General features: G+C 62.7%; 21 protein-coding genes. 7 read left to right on the top strand and 14 right to left on the bottom strand.

Annotated features, from left to right (window positions below):
- Positions 1-68: 68 nt before the first annotated feature.
- Positions 69-2,561, top strand: coding sequence for an MMPL family transporter (locus EIH27_RS02550; protein WP_164461579.1), 2,493 nt, complete (start codon positions 69-71; stop codon positions 2,559-2,561).
- Positions 2,562-2,630: 69 nt separating this feature from the next.
- Positions 2,631-3,173 carry a DUF421 domain-containing protein gene (locus EIH27_RS02545; protein ID WP_124039407.1) on the top strand — a complete coding sequence of 181 codons (543 nt, stop codon included), beginning with the start codon at positions 2,631-2,633 and terminating at the stop codon, positions 3,171-3,173.
- A gap of 132 nt (positions 3,174-3,305) precedes the next feature.
- Here the strand turns inward: EIH27_RS02545 and aspS are convergent, their stop codons facing one another.
- Positions 3,306-5,126: an aspartate--tRNA ligase gene (aspS, locus tag EIH27_RS02540; protein ID WP_124040112.1), complete on the bottom strand. Its 1,821-nt coding sequence runs from the start codon at positions 5,124-5,126 to the stop codon at positions 3,306-3,308.
- An 89-nt stretch (positions 5,127-5,215) separates the two neighbouring features.
- On the opposite strand from aspS, the gene EIH27_RS02535 reads away from it, so the two are divergent.
- The gene (locus EIH27_RS02535; protein WP_124039406.1) at positions 5,216-6,697 is read left to right on the top strand and encodes an MFS transporter; all 1,482 of its coding nucleotides are present in this window, start codon (positions 5,216-5,218) and stop codon (positions 6,695-6,697) included.
- A gap of 197 nt (positions 6,698-6,894) precedes the next feature.
- Positions 6,895-8,616 (top strand): DEAD/DEAH box helicase, encoded by a 1,722-nt coding sequence (locus EIH27_RS02530; protein WP_241152938.1) that lies wholly within the window; start codon positions 6,895-6,897, stop codon positions 8,614-8,616.
- Between the two features lie 90 nt (positions 8,617-8,706).
- On the opposite strand, the gene pheT is transcribed toward EIH27_RS02530, so the two are convergent.
- Together pheT and pheS are read right to left on the bottom strand one after the other, a co-directional pair.
- On the bottom strand, positions 8,707-11,280 hold the full coding sequence (gene pheT, locus EIH27_RS02525) for a phenylalanine--tRNA ligase subunit beta (RefSeq protein ID WP_124039405.1): 2,574 nt from the start codon (positions 11,278-11,280) through the stop codon (positions 8,707-8,709).
- Positions 11,280-12,395: a phenylalanine--tRNA ligase subunit alpha gene (gene pheS, locus EIH27_RS02520; RefSeq protein ID WP_124039404.1), complete on the bottom strand. Its 1,116-nt coding sequence runs from the start codon at positions 12,393-12,395 to the stop codon at positions 11,280-11,282. Before pheS ends, pheT begins: the two co-directional genes overlap by 1 nt.
- An 81-nt stretch (positions 12,396-12,476) precedes the next feature.
- Between pheS and EIH27_RS02515 the strand changes: the two genes are divergently transcribed.
- Positions 12,477-13,322, top strand: coding sequence for a PfkB family carbohydrate kinase (locus EIH27_RS02515; RefSeq protein ID WP_124039403.1), 846 nt, complete (start codon positions 12,477-12,479; stop codon positions 13,320-13,322).
- A gap of 55 nt (positions 13,323-13,377) precedes the next feature.
- Here EIH27_RS02515 and EIH27_RS02510 read toward each other — a convergent pair whose 3' ends face one another.
- Positions 13,378-14,973: an MFS transporter gene (locus EIH27_RS02510; RefSeq protein ID WP_206424863.1), complete on the bottom strand. Its 1,596-nt coding sequence runs from the start codon at positions 14,971-14,973 to the stop codon at positions 13,378-13,380.
- 403 nt (positions 14,974-15,376) lie between these two features.
- Between EIH27_RS02510 and uxaC the strand changes: the two genes are divergently transcribed.
- Together uxaC and EIH27_RS02500 are read left to right on the top strand one after the other, a co-directional pair.
- The gene (gene uxaC / locus EIH27_RS02505; protein WP_124039402.1) at positions 15,377-16,798 is read left to right on the top strand and encodes a glucuronate isomerase; all 1,422 of its coding nucleotides are present in this window, start codon (positions 15,377-15,379) and stop codon (positions 16,796-16,798) included.
- 185 nt (positions 16,799-16,983) lie between these two features.
- A complete protein-coding gene (locus EIH27_RS02500; protein WP_124039401.1) occupies positions 16,984-17,199 on the top strand; it encodes a hypothetical protein in 216 nt (71 codons plus the stop codon).
- Positions 17,200-17,257: 58 nt separating this feature from the next.
- Here EIH27_RS02500 and EIH27_RS02495 read toward each other — a convergent pair whose 3' ends face one another.
- The 10 genes from EIH27_RS02495 to recO all read right to left on the bottom strand — a co-directional run bounded on the left by EIH27_RS02495 (position 17,258) and on the right by recO (position 23,553).
- Positions 17,258-18,076, bottom strand: a complete 819-nt coding sequence (locus tag EIH27_RS02495) for a TrmH family RNA methyltransferase (RefSeq protein ID WP_124039400.1) — start codon at positions 18,074-18,076, stop codon at positions 17,258-17,260.
- 56 nt (positions 18,077-18,132) lie between these two features.
- On the bottom strand, positions 18,133-18,870 hold the full coding sequence (locus tag EIH27_RS02490; RefSeq protein ID WP_124039399.1) for a glycerophosphodiester phosphodiesterase family protein: 738 nt from the start codon (positions 18,868-18,870) through the stop codon (positions 18,133-18,135).
- A 125-nt stretch (positions 18,871-18,995) separates the two neighbouring features.
- Complete coding sequence (gene rplT / locus EIH27_RS02485; RefSeq protein ID WP_124039398.1) at positions 18,996-19,379, bottom strand: 50S ribosomal protein L20; 384 nt, start codon at positions 19,377-19,379, stop codon at positions 18,996-18,998.
- A 32-nt stretch (positions 19,380-19,411) separates the two neighbouring features.
- Entirely contained in the window at positions 19,412-19,606 is a 195-nt protein-coding gene (gene rpmI / locus EIH27_RS02480) for a 50S ribosomal protein L35 (protein WP_124039397.1), read from the bottom strand.
- A 57-nt stretch (positions 19,607-19,663) separates the two neighbouring features.
- The gene (gene infC / locus EIH27_RS02475) at positions 19,664-20,329 is read right to left on the bottom strand and encodes a translation initiation factor IF-3 (RefSeq protein WP_206424862.1); all 666 of its coding nucleotides are present in this window, start codon (positions 20,327-20,329) and stop codon (positions 19,664-19,666) included.
- A 127-nt stretch (positions 20,330-20,456) separates the two neighbouring features.
- Positions 20,457-21,008 (bottom strand): hypothetical protein, encoded by a 552-nt coding sequence (locus EIH27_RS02470; RefSeq protein WP_124039396.1) that lies wholly within the window; start codon positions 21,006-21,008, stop codon positions 20,457-20,459.
- A 9-nt stretch (positions 21,009-21,017) separates the two neighbouring features.
- The gene (locus tag EIH27_RS02465) at positions 21,018-21,377 is read right to left on the bottom strand and encodes a hypothetical protein (RefSeq protein WP_206424861.1); all 360 of its coding nucleotides are present in this window, start codon (positions 21,375-21,377) and stop codon (positions 21,018-21,020) included.
- A gap of 56 nt (positions 21,378-21,433) precedes the next feature.
- On the bottom strand, positions 21,434-21,988 hold the full coding sequence (locus EIH27_RS02460) for a hypothetical protein (RefSeq protein WP_124039395.1): 555 nt from the start codon (positions 21,986-21,988) through the stop codon (positions 21,434-21,436).
- Positions 21,989-22,032: 44 nt separating this feature from the next.
- Positions 22,033-22,824: a polyprenyl diphosphate synthase gene (uppS, locus tag EIH27_RS02455; RefSeq protein ID WP_124039394.1), complete on the bottom strand. Its 792-nt coding sequence runs from the start codon at positions 22,822-22,824 to the stop codon at positions 22,033-22,035.
- Positions 22,825-23,553 carry a DNA repair protein RecO gene (gene recO, locus EIH27_RS02450; protein ID WP_124040107.1) on the bottom strand — a complete coding sequence of 243 codons (729 nt, stop codon included), beginning with the start codon at positions 23,551-23,553 and terminating at the stop codon, positions 22,825-22,827. It abuts the gene before it with no gap.
- Positions 23,554-23,564 lie beyond the last annotated feature (11 nt).

Raw genomic sequence — 23,564 nt, 5'->3', positions numbered from 1 at the left:
CCCGCGCGCCGGTGCCGCCCGAAATCCGATTTCCGCAAATTTCCAGGATTCTCTGCCATCATATGAATATGTTCAGTTGGCTTGGACGCAGGGTCGCGCTTCATCCACGGAGAGTCATTATTGCCTGGTGCGCGATAGCACTGTTCTTCGTTGTTGCAGCGGGCACTGGGTTCGGCCAGGGCAGCATTTTTAGCCGCCTCGGCACTTCGGATTTCAGTGTTCCCGGGAGCCAGTCCGCCCGCGTCACCGACATCCAGAAGGCGGCGCATGACTACCAAATCGTCTCCGTTATTTCAGGCACCACCGCCGATGCCGCGGACGGCGAGAAGGCCTCTGCGATTCAGGCCAAAATAAAGAAGCTTCCCGGAGTTTCTTCCGTTATCATCCCACCCGCGGTGACGTATGACGCGCTTGAGGAGGCGAGTAAACAGGCCAACGCGGCGGTTGATAAGGAGCTGGAACAGGCCGCGACTACGGCCCAGCAGCAGGCGGCGAACGCCGTCGCCGAGCTGGTGGCCCGCGGCGTTCCCGAAACGCTCGCCACCCAGCAGGTACAGGAGCAGATGGCCTCCGCTCAGGCCGGCCAGCCCTCCGAATCCCAGGTACGCAACACGGCGGTAGCGCAGGCGCGCGAGCAGGCACGCACCACCGCAACGAATCAGCTCGCTTCCTTCCTCTCAGAAGATGGCTACGTCATCGCCATCACCATGTCCGACGGCGCTACGCAAAAGTCCAACGAAGCCACAATTCTTCAGCTGCTCAATGACGGGCGGGACGCGCTCGCTCCCCAGGGCACCCTCACCTCCACCTCCTCAGACCTCGCCCTGGAATCCGTGAACGGTGTAGCCCGCGCAGACCTCGTCACTGGCGAATCCATTGGCCTGCCCGTAGCCCTGATCCTCATGGTCATCGTATTCGGCGGCTTCCTCGCGGCCCTCATGCCTTTTGCGGGAGCCATCCTGGCAATTTTTACCGCGGCAGGCTGCCTCTGGGTAGGCACCTTTGCGGCCACCATCGATTCGCTCATCCTGAATGTCATCTCTATCATCGGGATTGCGCTATCCATCGATTACGGGCTGCTGGTGGTTTCCCGCTACCGCGAGGAACTTCGCGCCTCCCTCACCGCTCGAGGCATCACCATCGGTCCTCGCGGCACGCCCACGCCAGCAGGCTTCCGCGACGCCCAAATTGAAGCCATCACAACCACCGTGGCCACGGCCGGCCGCACCGTGGTGTTTTCCGCGGTCACCATCGCCGCGGCCCTGTGCGGGCTACTGGTTATTCGTGTGCCACTCCTCCGCGTGATCTCTATCGGCGCCGTCATCATCGCCCTGCTGGCCGTATGCGCAGCCACCACCGCTGTCCCCGCTATTCTCATGCTTCTCGGGGCGCGTATTGCGCGGCCTTCCATGCTTAAGCGCATCCCCGGCTTCCAGGCGGATGTGGGCACCAGTCACGGCGCCTTTTCCACGATCGCCCGGGCCGTGCAGCGCATTCCCTGGCTGACCATGCTCATTATTCTGGCGCTCCTCGGCCTCTTTATGGTTCCGCTCGGCCAGGCGAACATGCGCGTGGATACCAGCGAGGTGCTGCCAGATACGGCAAGTATCAACACGGTGACACGCACACTGAACACCAGCTATCCGGATCTTGCGTCACCTCACATCACGGTCATGACAAAGCAGAACGCCGCGGCCGAGGCGGCCTGGCTCAAGACCCTCGACGGCGTCACGAACGTCAGTGAGCCCGTCGCCCGGGAAGACGGCTGGTATTCGATTGCGGTGCGGACATCCTCCTCCGACGCCGTCGGGCAGCAGGTGGTGGATACCGTTCAGCAGATCCGCCACCACTCCAACGTGCTGGTTGGTGGCGGTGCGGCCATGCAGCTGGACTTTAATACCGCGCTTGAGGGCGGCGCGTGGGGTGCGCTCGCGATCATTGTTGTTGCCGTATTTGTGCTGCTGTTCTTGATGACGGGTTCCCTCGTGGTGCCACTGAAGGCCGTCATCATTAATACTATTTCTCTGGTTGCCTCGCTCGGATTTACCGCGTGGCTATTCGAGCACGGATATTTGGGCCTCCCCCAGCTCAGTGGCATGGCAACCTACATTGTGGCCCTATGCCTGGCCTTCGGTTTCGGACTCTCCATGGATTACGAGGTATTCCTGGTGGCGCGCATGAAGGAATTCTGGGATGCGGGCTATTCGAACAACCACTCGGTACAGCGCGGACTGCAGGCGTCCGGGCGCATCATCACCTCGGCTGCCGCCATCATCATCGCGGTATTTATCGGATTTGTATTCGGCGATATGCTGCCGATTCGTCAGCTGGGCGTCATGCTTGCGGTCACCGTCTTCTTCGATGCCACGCTGGTGCGCATGCTATTGGTTCCGGCCACAATGACCGTGCTGGGACGGTGGAATTGGTGGGCACCGCGATGGTTGGAGCGCGCCTACCTGAAGCTCGGGCTATCGGAGCGGCAGCCGCGTTTCGCGCAGGACGCGAAGGATGCCCGGACTATTGATCACCTTACGTCCGCCGACGTCACTACGTTGCGTTAGCGCCGGCGGTCATTTGCACGCGTCAGCGGTCATTCTGCGGCGCGCTGCCCCGCGTGCCAGGATAAGCGTGTGTTTTCCTCATTGAGTTTCGCCGATCTGCTCGGACTCTCCTGGTTACAGGCCGGTGCTGTCGCCGCCTCCACCGCCATCATGTACGTATTTTTTATTGTTCTGCTGCGTCTACTGGGGCAGACAACCCTGGCGAGGCTTTCCACGACCGATGTGGCCGGCGTCGTAGTAATTGGAGCAATCGCGGGGCGAGTAATGCTGGGGCACACCCCAACGCTGGCGGCAGGGATAATCGCACTCTTCACGCTCACCATTCTGCGTGTAATCGCGGGATTGGCTGCGCGTACGCAGCGAGGTAAACGGGCACTCCTCGCTCACGCCTATGTCGTGTGGACGCCGGAACAGGGCATCCTGCGCTCCAAGCACGCGGCTATTCATCGTGAGGACGTGGCCGAAATTCTGCGTGTGTACGGATTTATCTCTCCGGATGCCGTGGCCGGAATTGTGGCCGAACCAAGCGGAAAATTCTCCGTCGTGCCACGCGACGCCGATCCGCGACTTCTTGAAGGCGTCCACCACGCCGAGTATCTTCGCACGCACTAGTATGCTGCCGGGCATCCGCAATCGACAGCGCGAAACCCACTCGCCACAGGGTGCCGAAAACTTGCCCGCCCACTTCGGCGTCGGAAATGGCCCCGCACAGGGCGGGGCCACCGGACGCTAGCAATCAGCGTTTTACTTCGCGGATTCCTCCGTCACGGGCGCGCCGTTCTCATCGACCGACGCGTGCTCCTTTGGCTTCGCGTCGACACCGGCCTCCTTGCGCTGCTGAGCCGTAATAGCCCCCGGCGCATCGGTAAGCGGATCCCAGCCATTGCCGATCTTCGGGAAAGCAATGACGTCGCGAATAGACGGTGCACCCACCAGCAGGGAGAAGATGCGGTCCCAGCCGAACGCAATGCCCCCGTGAGGCGGCGCGCCGAACTTGAAGGCCGTGAGCAGGAAGCCGAACTTCTCGTTCGCCTCTTCCTCGGAGAGCCCCATCACCTTGAACACACGTTCCTGCACGGAGCGATCATGAATACGGATGGAACCGCCACCAATCTCGTTGCCGTTGCACACAATGTCGTAGGCATTGGTGAGAGCGGAGGCCGGATCCTGGTCGAAGGTGTCAATCTGATCGGGCTTCGGAGCCGTGAACGCGTGGTGCACGGCCGTCCACTTCCCGGAGCCGACGGCCACATCACCCTCAGCCACGGCCTCGGAGGCCGGCTTGAACATGGGCGCGTCCACCACCCAGGTGAAAGCCCACGCCTTCTCATCAATGAGACCGGCGCGCTTGCCGATCTCAAGCCGGGCGGCACCGAGGAGCTCACGAGAGAACGTGGGTTCGCCGGCGGCAAAGAAGATGCAATCACCGGGCTTGGCGCCCGTGGCCTCACAAATGCCAGCGCGCTCGGAGTCAGAAATGTTCTTGGCGACCGGGCCACCCAATGTGCCGTCCTCGGCCACCGTAATGTAGGCGAGGCCATGCGCACCCCGGGCCTTCGCCCAGGTCTGCCACTTATCGAAAGTGCGCCGCGGCTGGGAGGCGCCTCCGGGCATCACCACAGCACCCACGTATGGGTTCTGAAATACGCGGAACGGCGTGTTCTTGAAGTACTCGGTGAGATCCACCAGCTCCTGACCAAAGCGCAAATCCGGCTTATCGGAACCGTACTTCTCCATGGCATCCTTGAATGTCATGCGCGGAATCGGCGTCTTCACCTCGTAGCCGATGAGGCCCCAGATGGCCTTGATAACATCTTCGGCCACCGCAATGACGTCGTCCTGCTCCACGAAGCTCATTTCCACGTCAAGCTGGGTGAACTCAGGCTGGCGGTCCGCGCGGAAGTCCTCATCGCGATAGCAGCGCGCCAGCTGATAGTAGCGTTCCATGCCGCCCACCATGAGAAGCTGCTTGAACAGCTGCGGGGACTGCGGCAGCGCGTACCACGTCCCCGGGTTGAGGCGCGCCGGCACCAGGAAATCGCGCGCGCCCTCCGGCGTGGAGCGGGTGAGCGTAGGGGTTTCCACCTCAACAAAACCGTGCTTGTCCAACACGCCGCGGGCGGCCTTATTCGCCTCGGAGCGCAGGCGCAACGCACGCTGCTCATAGGAGCGGCGAAGATCCAGGTAGCGGTAGCGCAGCCGAACGTCCTCGCGCACATTACCGGCATCCTCCGCATGATCGGACACCTGGAAGGGCAACGCGTCAGCAGCGGAGAGAACGGTCACCTTCTCCGTCTCCACCTCGATTTCACCGGTGGGCAGGGCAGGATTCTCATTTCCTTCCGGCCGCTCCCGCACCGTACCGGTCACCTGGATGCAGTATTCGGAGCGCAGTTCGTGGGCGATCTCCTCGCGAATGGTGAGCTGGGCAATGCCCGATGCGTCGCGTAGATCAATGAAGGCGATACCGCCGTGATCGCGCCGGCGGTCCACCCACCCGGCCAACGTAACTTCCTTTCCAGCGTCCTCGAGACGGAGGGAGCCGGCGTTGCGCGTACGTAGCACTATTTCCTCTTTCAACTTTGACATGGGCCGCGAGACGGGCGGTCCAGCGCTTTCACTCGACGGGTGAAATTGCCTGGTCTAGTCTAGCGGTGCCTGGACTTTTCCGCGCCACTCAAGCGATGGATATAGGTGAAGAGGACAAGGTGACTGCGAATTCGTATTTGGACCCGAGGGGTGAACGTTTCCTCAAGGTGGTGGCGGTGACACTCATCACGCTTGTAGCATTCGAGAATCTCTCAGTCACCACCGCGATGCCAACCGTCGCCCGCGCCCTCGACGGGCAAAGCCTCTACGCCCTCGCGATGGGTGTGGTGCTCTCCACTCAGTTGATGACGGCCGCGCTGGCTGGCCCCTGGTCCGACGCCCGCGGCACCGTACGTCCGCTTGTTACGGGGCTCGCCATGTTTGCCGCCGGTTTGCTCGCCTCAGCGTTCGCACCCACCATGATCTGGTTTGTGGTGGGACGCGCGGTGGCCGGGCTGGGAGGCGGCATGGTCATTGTGCCCCTCTACGCGATGGTGGGCGGATCCGTGAAACCGGCACGTCAGCCCTCGTTCTTCGCCGCTTTCGCCGCCGCCTGGGTGCTGCCCTCGCTCATCGGCCCCGCCATCGCCGGGTTCATCGTCATGCACTGGAACTGGCGCATTGTGTTTGGCGCCGTACCCGTGCTCATGATTCTCATCATGCCGTTGGTGCTCCGCGTGGTCCGTATCCTTCCGCCCCATCGTGTACGCCCCACCGAACACATACTTCGCACCGTTCTGCCCGCCATCGGCGCGGGCTTGGCCATGGTGGCACTGCAGATGGTGTCCGGCGCACACACCTTCACACCGCTTACCTACGCGGCCGGCGTGGTGGCCGCCATCGCCGGATTCGCGTTCCTTTCTCCCCTGCTCCCCCGCGGAACCTACCGGGCGAAGCGTGGCCTACCCGCCACCATCCTTTCCCGCGTATTTCTCAACGGGTGCTACGTGGCAATGGAGATGTTCATGCCCCTCATGCTGCAGGAGGTGCACGGCTGGCGTCCGGATTTTGCCGGCTACATTGTGTCGGTCGGTTCCATCACGTGGGCCATTGGCTCCTGGGCCTCGGGGCGTATTACGGACGACGCCGTACGCGCCCGGCTCCCGTTCGTGGGCGCCGCCGGTACCACCGTGGTGGTGTGGATGGTGGTGCTCGGATGCCTGCCGAATGTCACAGCCTGGTTAGTGGTAGCCGGCTGGACGCTGGCAGGATTGTTCACCGGTGTGGCCTACCCGGCATTGAGCGTGCATGCACTGGGAATATCCTCGCTGGAAAACCAGGGCCGCACCTCGTCGTCACTCCAGTTGGCGGATACCTACGGCGGGGCATTCTGTGCCGCCATCATTGGCATTGTGATTGGCGCCCTCCCCACCTCGCAGGGCATGGCGCTAGCCATCGCCTTTGCCGTGATGATTATGTTTTTCCACGTTGCCTCCTTTGCCGCCGCGCGGATTATTCCGGAGGGCGGCACAAAAGCCGCGCAACGGCTCGATGATCCGCTCCATGCTGATCCGCGTATGGCCGAGGTAACGGAGCACGACGCCTAGCGCAGCGTGCCAGCGGACTCATCACCCACCGCGGTGTCAATGGGCACAGCGCGGGTTGCACCGCCACGCACCCACCGCGGAGTGATTGCGCACAATCGCCAGACAAACAGCAAATTCCAGGTACGGTAACACCGGCGAAATTCGCCCCGGCTGTACCGCAATGTGTGTGCGGTGAGCCGCTACGCATTGAGGTAAGTGTGGAAAATTCTGTGGGCTCCGGCGTGCCCGAAAACGCCATCACATTCGATTCCCTAGGGCTGCCGGAGGATATCCGCGCGGCCGTTGCTGACATGGGCTTCAAAACGCCCACCGCGATTCAGGCCCAAACCATTCCGCTCCTGCTTGAGGGCCGAGACGTGATCGGCGTCGCACAAACTGGTACCGGTAAAACCGCCGCCTTCTCGCTGCCGCTGCTCGCCCGCGTGGACCCGGAAAACACGGAGGTGCAGGCGCTTGTCATGGCGCCCACCCGCGAACTGGCCATGCAGGGGGCACAGGCCATCGAGGATTTCGCGTCTCATTCACGCGGTGTCCGGGTGCTCGCCGTATACGGCGGCTCCCCCTACGGCCCTCAGCTGCATGCGCTGAAGGATGGGGTCCAGGTAGTGGTTGGCACGCCCGGCCGCATCATGGATCTCATGGATCGTGGCGCCCTCAAACTCAGCCACGTCACGTATTTCGTACTTGACGAAGCCGACGAGATGCTCCGGATGGGCTTTGCTGAAGACGTGGAGAAGATCGCGGCCGAACTGCCCGCCGAGGGACGCGTCTCCGCACTATTCTCCGCTACCATGCCGAAATCCATCCGGCGTATCGCGGACCAGCACCTGCACAATCCTGCAGAAATCTCCGTTACCCCGCCGGCCTCCACGGTCTCCACCGTACTGCAGACGTACGCAGTGGTACCCACCCGGCATAAGGTGAACGCTCTTGCTCGTGTTCTCGCCGTCTCCAAGGCGGACGCGGCGCTGGTATTTGTGCGTACCCGCGCCACGGCCGAAGAGCTGGCCCTTGAACTTGGTTCCCGCGGGGTGGCCACCGCCGCTCTCTCCGGAGATGTCGCGCAGAAAGACCGCGAACGCCTGGTGAGCCGGTTGCGCAATGGCACGCTGGACGTGCTGGTGGCTACCGATGTGGCTGCGCGCGGACTGGATGTGGAACGTATTGGCCTGGTGGTCAACTATGACGTGCCGCGTGAGGCGGACACCTATGTGCACCGCATTGGGCGTACCGGCCGCGCCGGACGCCACGGGCGCTCTCTCACCTTCGTTACGCCGCGCGAGATTTCTCGGCTTCGCCGCATCGCCAAGATGACAAAGTCTGAGATGACCGAGGTGGATATTCCCACCGCCGAAACGGTATTTAAGACCCGCGCCGAGGAACTGGTGCAGCGTGCCATCACCCGCGTTGGGAACGGCCGGTTGGATGTGTACCGGCAGCTGCTCAGCGCGTTCGACACCGCGGGCGGGAATCGCGCGGACCTCCTAGCCGGGTTGTTGGCACTCGGCGTGCGGGATCCGGGACCTGTTGAGGATGAGGTGCCAAACGTCATCAAGGCGGGGCGGCGGGATCATTCGGACCGTGACCGTCCGCGCCGCAAGGAGCGCACCTCCAGCCACCGTTCGTTGCAGCATGCGAAGCGCTATCGCATCGAAGTGGGACACAAGGATCACGTGAAGCCGGGCGCCATTGTGGGTGCGCTCACCGGCGAGGGCGGCTTGGCCGGCTCCGATCTGGGGCACATCGACATCTACCCCACGTTCTCCCTGGTGGAGATCGGCGTGCCGCTCGATACGGAAACGCGTCACCGTATTTCCGAGGCCACGGTATCCGGGCGTGCACTGCGTATCTCCGAGGATCACGGCCCCGAGCGCCGCGGTGGCCGCTTCCACAAGTCGCGCCGTCCGCGCCGGGACTAGTTTTGGGCGCCGCGTAGAACGACGAGAGTGGGGGCTGCATCTATCGATGTAGCCCCCACTGTTTTGCCCAGCTCCTACTCCAACGAGCCGCTAGGCCCTCAGCTCACCACCGAAGCGCTTACGCACCCGCTTGACAATCCGCTTGCGCAGTCCCGCCACATCGTCGGCTTTGAGTGTTTGTTCACCGCGGAGGCGGATCGAGAACGCCAGTGACTTGTGGCCGTCCTCGATCTGGTCCCCGGTGTACACGTCAAACAGGGTGAGACTCTCCAGCCGCGCACCGGCGGCCTCGCGAATCACAGCTTCCACCTCGCCTGCCGGCGCATTCGCCGGAACATCAAAGGCAAGGTCCTCCTTGGCGGGTGGCGCTGTGTAGACGGGTGCCACCTGAAGCGCTTGAGCCGGTGAAGCCGCGGCCAGCGCATCCGTGTCCACTTCGAATGCCACTGCACGCTCGAGTAGCTCGAAGGCTGCCACCACGGAGGGGTGCAACTCCCCCGCGTAACCCACCACGGTGGACCCCACGGTGATTTCTGCGCAACGTCCCGGATGGAACGGAGCATGCGAGGCAGCATGAACCGACGCATCCGCGTATGTCACGGCCGCCACGGATAGCGCGGCACTCACGGCGTCCCGCCAATCCCAGGATTCTGGCTCGAATCCGGCCTGCGGTTCTGACTTCGCCCCCACGGCCACGCCCGCCACATGATGCGGCTGATGCGGCACCGCACGGGCCAATGCGTCCAGCTCCGTATCATCGGGGCGCTGTCCTGCCTCGGGAATTACCGCCGCGGTAATACCCGCGGGCCGCGTTACCAGGCCGGTCTCAAACAATGCGACGGCCGGATTCTGCCGTGCCACGTTAAGACGCGCCGTCTTGAGAAGCGTGTCCAACAGGGACGTACGCATGAGCGGCGCCTCATCCTGGAGCGGATTCACCAGTCGCAGGGCCGTGCGGCGCGGGTCATCGGCCGGGATCAGCTCGGCGTCGAACTCGGACTCGCTCATAAACGGATAGGAGAGCACCTGCACCCATCCGGCGTCCGCCAATGCCCGCTGGATATCGCGGCGCTGCCGCTGAAGGCGGGTGAGTCCGTGTCCAGGCCGGGCGGCCGGCACAACGGATGGAATGGCATCGTAGCCCTCAATACGGGCTACTTCCTCCACGAGATCCGCCGGGATATTGAGGTCCGGACGCCACGTGGGAGGTGTGACCGTCATCGGGTCAGAGCCCGAAACCGTGCAGCCAATATCCTCAAGAATCCCGCGAATCCGCTGCGCGTCCACACGGAGTCCGGTGAGACGTTCTACTTCTGCCGGGGCAAAGGTGATGGCCGCCGGCTCCGCCACCGTTCCGTACTGGCCCACCTCGGGGCCGGCCTCACCACCACCGTACTGAACCAGCAGGTCGACAATCCGCTGCCCGGCCACGCGCGCGGCGGCGGGATCCACCCCGCGCTCGAAACGCTTCGAGGCCTCGGACGGTAACCGGTGCCGCCGCGCCGTGCGGGCAATAGTCACCGGGTCAAAGTGGGCTACCTCGATGAGCACGTCACGCGTGGTCTCAGTGATTTCAGTGCTCTCGCCTCCCATCACACCGGCCAGCCCAAGCACGCGAGCCCCGTGCCCACCCTTGGAATCGCTGATGACAAGGTCCTCTGTGGAGAGCTCCCGTGTCACCCCGTCCAGCGTGGTAAGCGTTTCCCCGTCCTTCGCGCGGCGCACCACGATCGGCGCCACCACCTTGGCCAGATCGAATGTATGCGAGGGCAGGCCCAAATCCAGCATCACGTAATTGGACACGTCCACGGTGAGGGAAATGGGCCGCATGCCCGCCTCCTTCAGGCGGCGCTGCATCCAGTCCGGGCTGGTGGCGGAAGAATCCACGCCGCGTACAATCCGCGTGGTGTAAAGGTCCACGCCCGCAACACCGTGGATGGGCGCACTGTCCTCCACCACCACCGGGAAGCCGTTCTTTACCTCCGGTAGAGGCTCGGGCAGGTTCTCCTCCAGCGCCCGATCCGTGAAGGCCGCGCCTGTCGAGTGATGGAATTCGCGTGCCACGCCACGCATGGAGAAGCAGTACCCGCGGTCGGGCGTGATGTTAATTTCCAGCGTGCGCCCGCCAAATCCAAGGTAGGAGAGCACATCCTCGCCCACCGCCGGCACACCCTTGTCCGCAGCCTCTTCCGCGGAGTGCGCAAGGATGATGATGCCGTCGTGATCCTCCCCGAGCCCGAGTTCGCGGGCGGAGCACAGCATGCCATCAGAAAGATGCCCGTACGTTTTCCGTGCCGCAATCGCGAAGTCACCGGGCAGCACGGCGCCGGGTAGCGAGGCCACCACGTAGTCCCCCACCTCGAAATTGTGCGCACCGCAAATAATCCCGCGGGACGGCAGTTCGGAGGGCTCTTTGCCCTCGCCCGGCGCGTCGTTGAACGCGCCCACATCCACGCGGCAGTAATTAATCACCTTGCCGTTGTGCTGCTCCTTGGCATCCCGCGTGAGTACGCGCCCCACTACCACGGGACCGGTCACTTCGGCGTCGTGAATAGCTTCTTCTTCCAAGCCCACACGCACCAGATCCTTGGCCAGCTGCTCCGGGGTCAGGTCCACGGGTGTTTCCACGTGGTCCGAGAGCCAATCAATTGGAATGAGCGGCATTAGATTCCCCTTCCGGTGGTGCCAAACTGCGTGGAGAAGCGCACGTCGCCTTCCACCATGTCCCGCATATCAGCAATTGAATTGCGCAGCATGAGCGTGCGTTCAATGCCCATGCCGAACGCGAAGCCCGTGTAACGCGTGGGGTCAATACCGTTGTTGGCCAGTACGGCCGGGTTGACCATGCCGCAGCCGCCCCACTCGATCCAGCCAGGACCGCCGGCTTTCTGCGGGAACCACAGATCCATCTCCGCGGACGGCTCCGTGAATGGGAAGTAGGAGGGGCGCAGGCGCGTCTTGGCGTCCGGCCCGAACATGGTGCGCGCGAAGTGGTCGAGGGTGCCCTTGAGGTGCGCCATGGTCAACCCTTCATCCACGGCGAGCGCTTCCACCTGATGAAACACCGGCGTGTGTGTGGCATCCAGTGCATCCGTCCGGAACACCTTGCCCGGGCAGGCAATGTAGAGCGGCACGCCGCGGGAAAGCAGCGAACGGGACTGCACCGGGGAGGTGTGGGTGCGCAGTACCAGGTGTTCGGTTTCTTCCAGGGACGACGTCGGAGCGCCCGGCTCCCCGTGGCCTTCCTTCGCCCCCACGGTTTCCACACCCTGCACGTAGAAGGTGTCTTGCATTTGGCGCGCCGGATGGTCCGGGCCGAAGTTCAACGAGTCAAAGTTGAACCACTCGTGTTCAATCTCCGGGCCCTCCGCGATATCCCAGCCCATGGAGATAAAGAAGTCCTCAATATCATTGGCGAGCGTGGTGAGCGGATGACGTGCACCGCGCGGCGCGGCACTGACCGGCACCGTTACATCCACGGTTTCGGTGGCAAGTGCCCGCTCCAATTCCGCTGCATCAACGCGCTCGGTAGCGGCATTAAAGGCCGCCATAATCTCCTTACGCGCCGCCCCTAATAGTTTTCCGGCGGTGGGCTTATCTTTCTTCTCAAGGTGTCGGATCTGGGCGTTGGCAAGTGTAATGGGCGCGGAGTCTCCGATATGTGCGGCGCGGGCCGCCTTCAGTTCCTCATGCGTCGTGGCCGCTGTAAATGCGGTCTGTGCCTCCGCCACTGCCCCGCGGATTCCCGCCTCATCAAGCGGGCTGAGCGTTTCGGACATGGTGGCCTTTCGTTGATTTTCTACCCGGCTATTCTAGAGTGTTTGTTCCGGCGGTAGCAGATGGCTCGATAGTGTGGACACATGCGCATCGTATTTTGCGGGCAAACCCGCCTCGATCTCATTCATCGCGTGGATTCGTTTCCGCGTAGCGGTGAAAAGCACACGGCCATTGCTACCGCGCTGGATATTGGTGGAGTGGCCGCAAACGCTGCCCGCACGGCCGCCCTGTTTACCGCCGACGCCGTCCTAGTAAGCCCGGTAGGTCAAGGCGCCCAGCTCCAGGTGGTGCGTGGGTTTCTCGACGCCGCTAACGTCGCGTTGGAGCCGCTCGAGTCCGCCTCGGTTCCGGCCGCTACGCTCGTCGTGGAGGCCGACGGAACCACGTCGGCGCTTGTACCCGATACGGCTACCATGCCGCACGGATTCCCGGCCGCGGACGTTCTGGAGGGCGCCGACGCGCTGGTGGTCGACGCCGAGGTAAGCGACGTGGGTTTGGCCCTCGCCCGTACAGCGCGGCAGCGCGGTATCCCCGTCATACTCGGCGTGGACTACCCGACGGAATCTGTACGTTCCTTCCTTGACCACGTTGACGTCATCATTGCGGGTGCCGGTTTTTCACTTCCTACGGTGTCCGATGATTCCCTCCTCCTCTGGCTCTCTAGCCGCGGGGTGGGAACGGTCGCCCAGATCATGTCGGACGGCGCCGTGCGCGCCATCGTGGACGGCGAAGCCTACGAGCTTGCCGCCGAACCGATCGAGCATCTGGAAGATTCCATCGGCATTACGGATGTGTTCGTGGGTGCCTACGCGGGGCTGTCGGAAACGGGGAGCACGCTGGAGGTACTCGGCAGCGCCGCCGAGGTTGCGCGCGCCTCCGTGTCCTATCAGGGAGCACTCGGCTGGGGCGCGGTCATGCGTGGGGAATAAAAAGGGTGGGCAATTTGCCCACCCTTTTCGTACCGCCTATCGGCCCGGTCCGTTTCTAGAGCTGCTTGCTCCAGGGCACGTCGGGCCACAATTCTGCGTACTTATGCCCGGTCAGGTCCTCGACCACGGCCTTCGCCTCGGGCGTGACATCAGCCTTGGAGCCACCCTCCTCGAGGCGCTTGATCTCCTCACGGAGAATGTCATGCGTGTGCGAGTTCAGATCGAAGCGGCGCACCAGATAGAGCGCAATGAGCAGGAGCGCCATGGGCGCGAACACAAGGATCACGGCGATCCAATGCTGCGTGGCCACCGTCTGGGCCTGCTTGACACCGGCGTCGTTCGGGCCAATAAAGCCGGCCAGCCCCATGAGCCAGGACACAATGAACGTTGCCACTGCGCCGGTGGACTTGCGGCCGAAGGTCATCACGGCAGCGTAGGCGCCGGCGCGGTGCTCGCGGCTCATGATGTAATCGATATCCGGAATGAACGGGTATACGTTCCACGGCGTGAACTCCAGCGTGGCGCGGCCGCACTGGTAGATGAGGTTGATAATGATCAGCCACACCACGGCACTGGTGCCGGACACGCCCGCTAGATAAACGGCCCCGGAGGCAAGCAGCATGGCGATCATTGTGCTGAAGGCCAGGTTCCACAGGAACTTCGGCCCCTTCTTCACCATGACAAATCCGGCCACCACCGTCACCGGAATACCGATCGCGGCAAGGGCGCCCAGCGTAAAACCGAAGGACTCATCCAGACCCATCGAATAGACGATGAAGAACGTCAGCGCGGTGGCGTACATATCCTTCGCCGTGAAGGACAGAAGGTAGATCGCCAGGTGCCGATTAAAGGTGTGGTTCTTGAAGGTGGTGATGGCCTCATTCCACGTGTGGCTGAGGGTGCGGCCCACACTCATCTTGGGCTGGCGATCCAGCTCCGCCACCACTTCAGGTGTAAGCGCCCGCTCCCACGTGGTGAAGTAGGTAATGAGAATGGCGGCACCGAATAGTACCGCGAAGGTGGCGCCCACAATGGTGAAGCCCCACGGCCAATCGGGGAACTGCGCCTTCACCCATGCGGGCAGAGCGAACACCAGCGTGGTGCCCGTGGCGGAGAGGAACATACGGGTGGAGGAAAGCTTGGTGCGCTGCGTGTAGTCCGGCGTCATCTCCGTGGGCAGTGTCTCCCAGGGAATGAGTACCAGCGCGATAATAATCTCCACCAGCAGGTACACCACCAGGTAGTACCAGTAGCCGCGGCCCGGAATCCAGAGCAGCGGGAAAATAAAGAACATGAGCGGAGCGCCCACCAGCAGGAAGAAGTGCCGGCGGCCGAATTTCTTACCCAGCCACGTGCGGTAGAAGTTGTCCGAGGCCGGCCCGATGAGCAGGCTGACCACCGCGTCTACCACGCGTGCGATCAATAGAATCGAGCCGGATTCCACCACCGTGACATCACCGTAGGTGGTGAAGAAGTAAAGCATCAGGCCCGACACAATGGTGTTCCAGCCGCCGCCCATTAAATCGACAACGCCGTATCCCATCGCACGCCCGATCGTGATGGATCGAGGTTGGTAAACACGCCGGGTGGAGTAATCTACTCCCGCCTGGCCGGTTTCATGTCCCTTTTCAGGGGCAATATCAGACTGCATACGCGGATCCTTCCTTGGAGAAAAGCGCCAACAGCGCTGGCAGCACTCCCGCACACGGGGTCATTCCCGCAACCCGCCTACCCTAGACATTCACCCCATGGTTTCGCCGTGAGGAACAAGTCCGCATAGCGTGTGACACTCGACATTCCACCGGGCGGCGCAGCATGGGACAGTACGCCCCCGCAAGTACGTACCAACCACAAATCCACCGGTACTCGTTTCTTGCCACCGGCATCACTTTTTCGCGGCCGTGCTCCGCCTCCTGGAGCAGTGACCACGACGACGTCGTACAAGGGACGTTTGGCCCGAAGCAGCGTGCCACCCACCACCTCAGCCGTTACAGTCACTATGCGTAGAATCAACACGTATGGTGCATAGGCACCAGATAGTGAAAGGACACCTGATGGCAAAGCAGCCACTCTCGCTCGATCCGGACCGCCTGTTCCCAGCCGATCCGCACACGCGTGATATCGCACGGCAGCTCTACGCGGAGGTAGAGCACATGCCGATTATTTCCCCGCACGGCCATGTCCCCGCCGAATGGCTGGCAGATAACACGCCGTTCGACAACCCGACCACGCTGCTGCTCACGCCGGATCACTACACGAACCGTCTTATTCACTCCACCGGCGGTGTGGAGCTCTCCGAACTGGGCGTGCCGGTGGGCTCCCCCATTACCGAGGAGCAGGCCCGCAAGGCGTTCCGCCTGTTCTGCGCCAATTGGAAGTATCTGCGCGGCACCACCGTGGCCTACTGGTTCGCGAACGAATTCGTGGACGTGTTCGGTATTGACGTGCGGCCTGCCGAGGACACCGCCGATGAAATCTACGACGCCATCCAGGAAAAGCTGAATTCGCCGGAGTTCCTGCCCCGGGCGCTCTATCACCGCTTCAACATCAACACGATGGCTACCACGGATGACCCCTGCTCCGACCTGGCCGCCCACGAGAAGCTGGCAGCGGATCCTGAGTGGGATGGCCGCGTAGTCCCGACCTTCCGCCCGGATAAGTACCTTGAGCCGGCCACGCCGGACTTTAAGAGCCTAGTGGAGAAGCTCGGTGAGGCCGCGGACGTGGATACCTCCACCTACGCTGGCCACTTTGAGGCCATGCGCAAGCGTCGCCTTTACTTCAAGGAGCACGGTGCGGTGTCCTCGGATCACTCGCATCATGATCCCGGGACCGCGCGCCTGTCTGATACGGAGGCCGAGCGCCTCTACGCCCAGGCACTCAAGGGTGAAATTACGCCGGAAGATGGCGACCGGCTGCGCCGCCACATGGTCAACGATCAGGCGCGCCTGGCCACCGAGGACGGGCTGGTCATGACCATGCACCCGGCTGTGTACCGCAACCATGACGAGGCCGCATTCGCCAACTATGGCGCCGACGTTGGCGGCGACATCCCCACCTCGGTGGAGTTCACGCGTAACCTGCAGCCGCTCCTCACGGCCTACGGCAACAATGACAACTTCCACCTGGTGCTGTTCACCATCGACGAAACGGTCTACTCCCGCGAGCTCGCACCGCTGGCCGGCTACTACAAGAGCGTGTACGTGGGCGCGCCGTGGTGGTTCATTGATGAGCCGGACGCCATCAACCGTTACCGCAGCGCCGTCACCGGGTACGCCGGGTTCTACAAGACCTCCGGCTTCATCGATGACACTCGCGCCTTCTGCTCCATCCCCACGCGCCACGATCTCTCCCGCCGCGTAGATTCCGCGTTCCTCGCACGCCTGGTGGCCGAAGGCCGCCTCACGCTCGACGAAGCTCTGGAGACCGGTAAGGATCTGGTGAGCACCATTCCGGCCACCGCATTCAAGCTGTAAGTCTGGTGTTCTCGTGAAGCGGCGCCTCCGGGCGCCGCTTTTCTATACACGGGTATTGAGGGACGCACTAGACACGTGGACCCGCCGGCAGTATGAAACCTGGACGGAGTGCGAACTGCACCACAGCGGACCTTAGGCCCTGGTAGGGTGAACGTTGTAGTATCCCCAAGCGAAAGGAGGCCACCATGGCCGAAGATTGGAAGGATAAGCTCTCCGATACCGCGAAGAAGGTTTCCGAGGGTATCAACGATCTGGGCGACCGCGCTGAGGATGCGGTCCGCAATTTCGCCGGCGATAAGCTCCGTGACGCGGCCGACAACGTAAAGGACGCCGCCAAGAACTTTGGCGACGCCGCCTCCTCTAAGTTCAAGGAATTCAAGGAGGAGCACCTGGACAAGTAAGTCTTTAAGGTGCGGTGGGGCCGGCTTTTCAGCCGGCCCCACTTTTATTTTGTATCAACTAGCCGCGGCGAACCATCGCCGTCGTCATTGCTAGAACGGAGGCCGCAGTAGCCACTTTCAGGGATTCAGCGTATCCGGCCAGCGGGATTGCCACCCAGGCATCCGCAGCGAATTCGGAATCTTGAAAGCCGCGCGCCTCGTTCCCTAGCACCCAGGCCAGCGGTGCGCGAAGGTCCGGCTCGCCCTGTGCTGAGTGGTGGCGGTAGGCGTGGGCGGTAAGATCTGCCAGGTCGAATGCTCCCCCCGCATCCGCGGCAAGCGACGTAATGCCCGCCGCGCCGAGCTCATCCTCAAGTTCGCGTTCCGACACGCCCTCGACCACGGGCAGATGAAAAATCGAGCCGGCGGTGGCACGGATGACCTTGGGCGAGAGGCAGTCCGCACTTCCCCTGCCGATCACGACGGCGTCGGCACCCGCCGCATCCGCCGCTCGGATAATCGTGCCGAGATTACCCGGGTCCTGAATATCCAGCGTCGCCACCACGAACGTGGCGCCCTCCAGCACCTCAGCCAGAGCCGGCTGCGGCGGCGTCTCTACCACGGCGAATACGCCCTGCGCGGCGGGCGCCACCTGGTGGGCGCGCTGTGGCTCCACCAGGTGCGCGTAGAAGGCGTCGGCGGCGTCGGCGATCTCGGGGTACCGCTGCGCGGCCTCCTCTGTCAGGTAGATATCGCGCACGGCTGCTGGGCCGAACCGGAGGAGTTCCCGCACTGCCTGCGGACCCTCCACCAGGGTTTGGCCGAACTTGATGCGCACGTCTGCCTTGCTGAGCCGGGCGGCGCGCTGCAGTTGAATCTTGGATGCTGGCTTAAACATGATGTCCCAACGTTTGACTTCGGCTCACTATATCTGGTCAACCAGGCATCGGTTAGTTAGTGCGCGTTCGAGCCAAACTCACCATTGGTAAATACGCCCGTCGCGCCCCAGCTTTCCAGTTCGAGCGCCCGCTCCGGCGTCGTAATCGTGTACACGGACGCATCGAAGCCGAGCTCCCGTACCTCAGCAATATCCTTCTTTGTAAGCGCGCGGCCGCTTTCTGGCGTGCCGTCACCCAGATGAATGGCCGTGGCACCCATGAGCTGCGCGACGGCGAGCCAGCCCTCGGGCAGGGCGCCCTCCGGATAGAGGGGCGCGACGGGGATGCCAGCGGAAAGGTGGCGGAGTTCGGAGAGGATCACGTGGTTGAAGGAGGAGATGAGAATGCGGCCCGGGAAGCGTTCGAAGGCGGCCACCGCCGCCTTCATAAGGATGCGTGCGGCATTGGCGCCGCCCGGCGTGGGCTTGATCTCAATATTGACGGAAAGACCGCTCTGCTCAATGAAATCGAGAAACTCCTCGAGAGTAGGGATGCGCTGGCCGGCGAACTCCGGACCAAACCAGGAGCCGGCATCCAACCGGTCCACCTCTGCTGCGGCCATTTCTGTAATGAGACCACTGCCATTCGTGGTGCGGTCCAGATGAGAATCATGTAGCACCCGAATCTGGCCATCACTGGTCACGTCGATGTCGGTTTCCAGCCACTCAAAACCGGCCCGCTGAGCGGATTCGAAGGCGGCAATTGTGTTTTCAGGGGCGTGTGCTGAATTGCCCCGGTGTGCGTAGTATCGCATGCACTCCAGCGTATAAGTGCCAAGCAAACGGAAGGTAACGGACGTGCGCAAAAGGGCCGGGGCACCGTGCGGTGTCCCGGCCCGCTGTTGGCCAAAACTCGGCCAAAACCTGCTTCTAGCCGAAGTTAGTCCACCTTGGGAGCGTTGACATCGGCCGGCAGCGCCTCACGCGCCACCTTGACCAGGCCGGAGAACGCGGCCGGATCGTTGACGGCCAACTCGGCAAGCATGCGGCGGTCAATCTCCACCTCGGCGAGGGTGAGTCCCTGCATGAAGCGGTTGTACGTCATGCCCTCGGCGCGAGCGACCGCGTTGATACGCGTGATCCACAGCTTGCGGAAGTTGTTCTTCCGCTTGCGGCGATCCTGGTAGCTGTACACGAAGGAGTGGGTAACCTGCTCCTTCGCCTTGCGGTAAAGCCGGGAACGCTGCCCGCGGTAACCGGACGCACGGTCCAGGACGGTGCGACGCTTCTTCTTGGCATTAATAGAGCGCTTAACGCGTGCCATAACTCTTTCCTCCTACTTCCTGGTGCTGTGCGCTAGATGCCGAGTAGACGGCGGACCTCGCGCTTATTCGTCCGGTCCACGTTCACGTCGATTCCGTTGCGGCGCTTACGCGAGGAGCTCTTGTGCTCCAGGAGGTGACGGTTATTTGTACGCTCACGCATCAGCTTGCCAGAACCCGTGCGGCGAACACGCTTCTTCATCCCCGAATGCGTCTTGTTCTTCGGCATTTCTCATCCTCAACTCGGGCCGCTTTCGCGGCGACTTTTATGGCTTTCCTGACCGGCCTACTCAGCGGCGGGCGTTTCCTGCGCCGCGGCCTTCCGTGCGGCAGCCTCCTCAGCGCGCTTTGCCTCGCGGCGGCGGCGCTGATCGGACTTCGCGTGCGTCTTCTTCTTGACCGGGGCCAGAACCATGGACATGTTCCGTCCTTCAGCCTTCGGAGCAGCTTCCACGGTGGAAACTTCGGAGAGCGCATCGGCCAGTCCATTAAGCAGTTGCACACCCAGTTCGGGGCGCCCCTGCTCACGGCCACGGAAGCGAAGGTCAAACTTCACCTTGTCCCCGTTATTGAGGAACTTTTCTGCCTGATTACGCTTCGTGTTGTAGTCATTGTCATCGATCTTCATACCGATGCGAATAGACTTAATCACCGTGTTGGTTTGATGGCGGCGAGATTCGCGCGCCTTAACAGCGGACTCGTACTTAAACTTTCCGTAGTCCATGAGCCGGACGACGGGCGGGTTCGCGTTAGCCGCTACCTCGACCAGGTCCAGGTTAGCTTCCTTCGCGAGACGCAGCGCATCCTTCGTGTGTACAACGCCCACCTGCTCGCCACTAGGCCCAACAAGGCGCACCTTGTCTACGTGGATTCGCTCATTGACACGTGGCTCTTTGTTAATGACTGCTCCTCTGATTCTCGACGTGAACGCGCACGGAGTTATCAGGGCCAAGTCATGGCCGCGAACCCGCAGCCCGTGGGCTACCAGGTGGGATTACTCCGCTTACGTACCGGCAAGTGCCGGTCGGTCTCCGCTAGTTTAGCAGGCCTGCGTATCCGTGGTACTGCGATTCGTACCACTACCGTGCCTCGTCACTACCATCCTGTTCGACGTCGTTCGTCCCGCGCCGCAGCCGCTCCAGCTGTTCCCCGGTCACCTCCGTGGTATGAATGCCACCGCTCTTCTCCGGGGTTACGTCACCCAATACAAGTCGCTCTACCACGGGGTCCAGCGAGTTGAGCAGCAGTCCCGAAGGAACGTCGTCGCCCGGTTTACCACCCTGGAAGCGCCGGGCACGAACCATTCCTGACACGCCCGCCTCGAATCCAGTATCACTGTCATCCAGATTGACGTCCATGAGGACGACGCCGTAGGGCGAGAGCCGAGAAAGCTGGGCCGCGACGGCCACGGCGTCGTCGGAGGGAGTGGCGGGCTCCTCATCCGGATCGGGACCGGTGATATTGCGAATATCCCACTCGTCATACTTCGGGGTGGCTAGTTCGCGCACCACAAGCGCGCCGGAGTTCGTGGGAACCGCCCACGCGTCCAGGTGGCTGAGGTGCATGATGGCGGCAACGAGGTCGGCCCGGGCAAACGGGGTGAGGATGGCGTAGCGACGAATCTCGGTCATAAGGCGATTCTATGCGACGATGGTCAGCAGGGCCCGGCCGGCAAAACCCACCGCCCCGGCCACGACGTAGGAGGCAAGGGTGCCAATGATGAAGCGCTCGGCCGCGTCCGGCTTTGCCTGTAGGTCTGCCCACCGGCCGAGTCCTTTAATGGCCACTACCGCTGCAATGAGGCTCGGCTCCCCCGCAAGAAGCGCACCCGTAATAGCGATACGCTCGAGAACGCCGATCCAGGTGCCGCCACGAAGCACGCCCGAAGCCTCCCCCGCTGTGTGCTTTCGCTGCACGGCCGCCCTGCCTGTGCGTGAACGCGCAGGCTCGGGATTCGTCTTATTCGTAGGCGGAATGGTGCGGAAAATGAGTTCAACCACGCACCATCCAAGCCCTATTGAGGCCACCATGCTAAGAACCCAAATAAACACCGCCACTAGTCCAGCCCTCCAATCAGGCGTGCGAACAGCGGACGCACCGCGCGTTCCTCGCCCACCAGGCCCGCGATTTTCCGCTGCGACACGGCGGACGGACTGATGCCGAGAGATTCAGCCACCTCCGAGGTGGTGGCACCGTGTTCCAGCAGCGCTGCCACCATCGCCTGTTTGGCCGTCCGCGCCGCAATCACACCGTAGAGCAGCTGGCCAAGCGCTTCGGCATCGCTCGCCCCGCCATGCGCCGCGCGCACGGCAAAAGACTGTGCCTGCCCCTTGGATGCTTCGACCGCCTCACGTGCGAGCACGAATGCTGGTCCACGCCCGGCACGAATGGAATCGCCGCGCTCTCCGTCCCCGGCACCGAGGCCGATGTGCCAGCCTCCGCTGGCCATCGCAGTGAGAATGGCCTGTGCAACCTGGCCTGGCGCCTCGAGAACGCCCTGCAATTCGTCGCCAACGGTCCGCTCGAATTCACACCCGAGTGCCGCAAGAAGCTCCGGCACACGGTCCTCGCTGTGCCGGGAATCCTGCTGATCTATGGTGAGCACATACACGCGGTTAGTTTAGCCCACAACCTTAAACATAGGCGATGAAGGTCTCAGCCTTCATCGCTATGCTCACTTCGCACCCGGTCCACGGCACCGCCGAAGCGCCGCTCACGCCCACCGAACGCGCGGCAGGCCTCCCATAGCTGCCGCCGCCCGAAATCCGGCCAGGCCACATCCGTCACGTAGTACTCCGCGTAGGCGGATTGCCAGGGTAGGAAGTTGGAGGTACGGAACTCTCCCGAGGTCCGAATGAACAGGTCCACCGGACGCATATCCGGGAGATAGAGACGGTCGGCAACCGTCTGCTCCGTGACATCAGCTGGCCGCAACCGCCCGGCCGCCACATCTTCGGCGATAGCACGCGCGGCATCAGCGATCTCCGCGTGCCCACCGTAGTTGAGACACAGATTGAGCGTCATACCCGTGTTATTCCGCGTTTGAAACTCAGCCTGGCGAATCTCCCGCAGCACGGACGCCCACAGCCGGGTGCGCCGGCCCGCCCAGCGCACCCGTACATTCCAGTTATCCAGCGTGTCACGATCGTCGTGGATAGTGCTGCGCGAGAAACCCATGAGAAATCGCACCTCCTCCGGCGAGCGCTTCCAGTTTTCCGTAGAGAAAGCGAACACTGACATTTCCGGGAGGCCCAGCTGCACACCGCCAGCTACTACGTCCATGAGGGAGTGCTCCCCCGCCTGATGACCGGCCGTCCTCGGCAGCCCGCGCGCATTCGCCCACCGTCCGTTGCCATCCATCACGATGGCTACGTGCTGCGGAATCTTTTCCAGGTGCGGCGGCTCCAGGCCGGCCGGATTGAGTTCTACAGGATTGGCCTCGACCATTTATGCACTCCTCAATAGGTGAAGGGACTTCACTTGGCGCTCCAGGTGCCACTGAAGGTAGGCAGCAACGTAGCCCTCGGCCAGACGGCGTGCACCGCGGGGCGCCTGGTCCACCACCGTCCAGTCACCATGAGCCAACCCCCGCAGGAGCGCAGAAATGGACTTATCGGGATGGGCTGCACCAACCGGCGCATCCGCCGCACAGACAAACCCACCGGCGGGCACACTAAAGGCCACCAGCTGATCCGGCCGCCCACAGGTAGCACACGTGTCCGTAGCAAGCTCCCAGCCCGAGAGCGCCAGTGCCCGCAGAAAATACGAATCGGCCACCATGGTGGGCTCGTGGCCCGAGCGAGCGAGAGAATTGAGCGCACCGAGCAGCAGCCGGTACTGCCCACGATCCCCCACCCCCTCGGCCACCAGACGCTGGGCCGTTTCTGCCATGGCATTAGCCGCGGTAAACGCTTCAAAGTTATCCGCGATCAGCTGGCCGAACGCATCGAGCGTCGCCACTTCCGTGATGATGTCCAGGGAGCGACCCCGGTACAGCTGCACGTCTACCAGAGAGAACGGTTCCAGCCGCGCACCAAAACGGGATTTCGTACGCCGTATCCCCTTGGCAACAGCATCGGTGCGTCCGTGAGAGCGAAGAAAGAACGTAATGATACGGTCCGCCTCGCCCAGATCACGGGTGCGCAGCACAATCCCCTCGTCACGGTAAAGCTTCATCTCCGGCATTA

Origin of the sequence: Neoactinobaculum massilliense (genome assembly GCF_900604955.1) — a bacterium.
In the GTDB taxonomy this organism is placed as follows: Bacteria; Actinomycetota; Actinomycetes; order Actinomycetales; family Actinomycetaceae; genus Neoactinobaculum; species Neoactinobaculum massilliense.
This window is presented reverse-complemented; position numbering and strand designations above follow the sequence as displayed.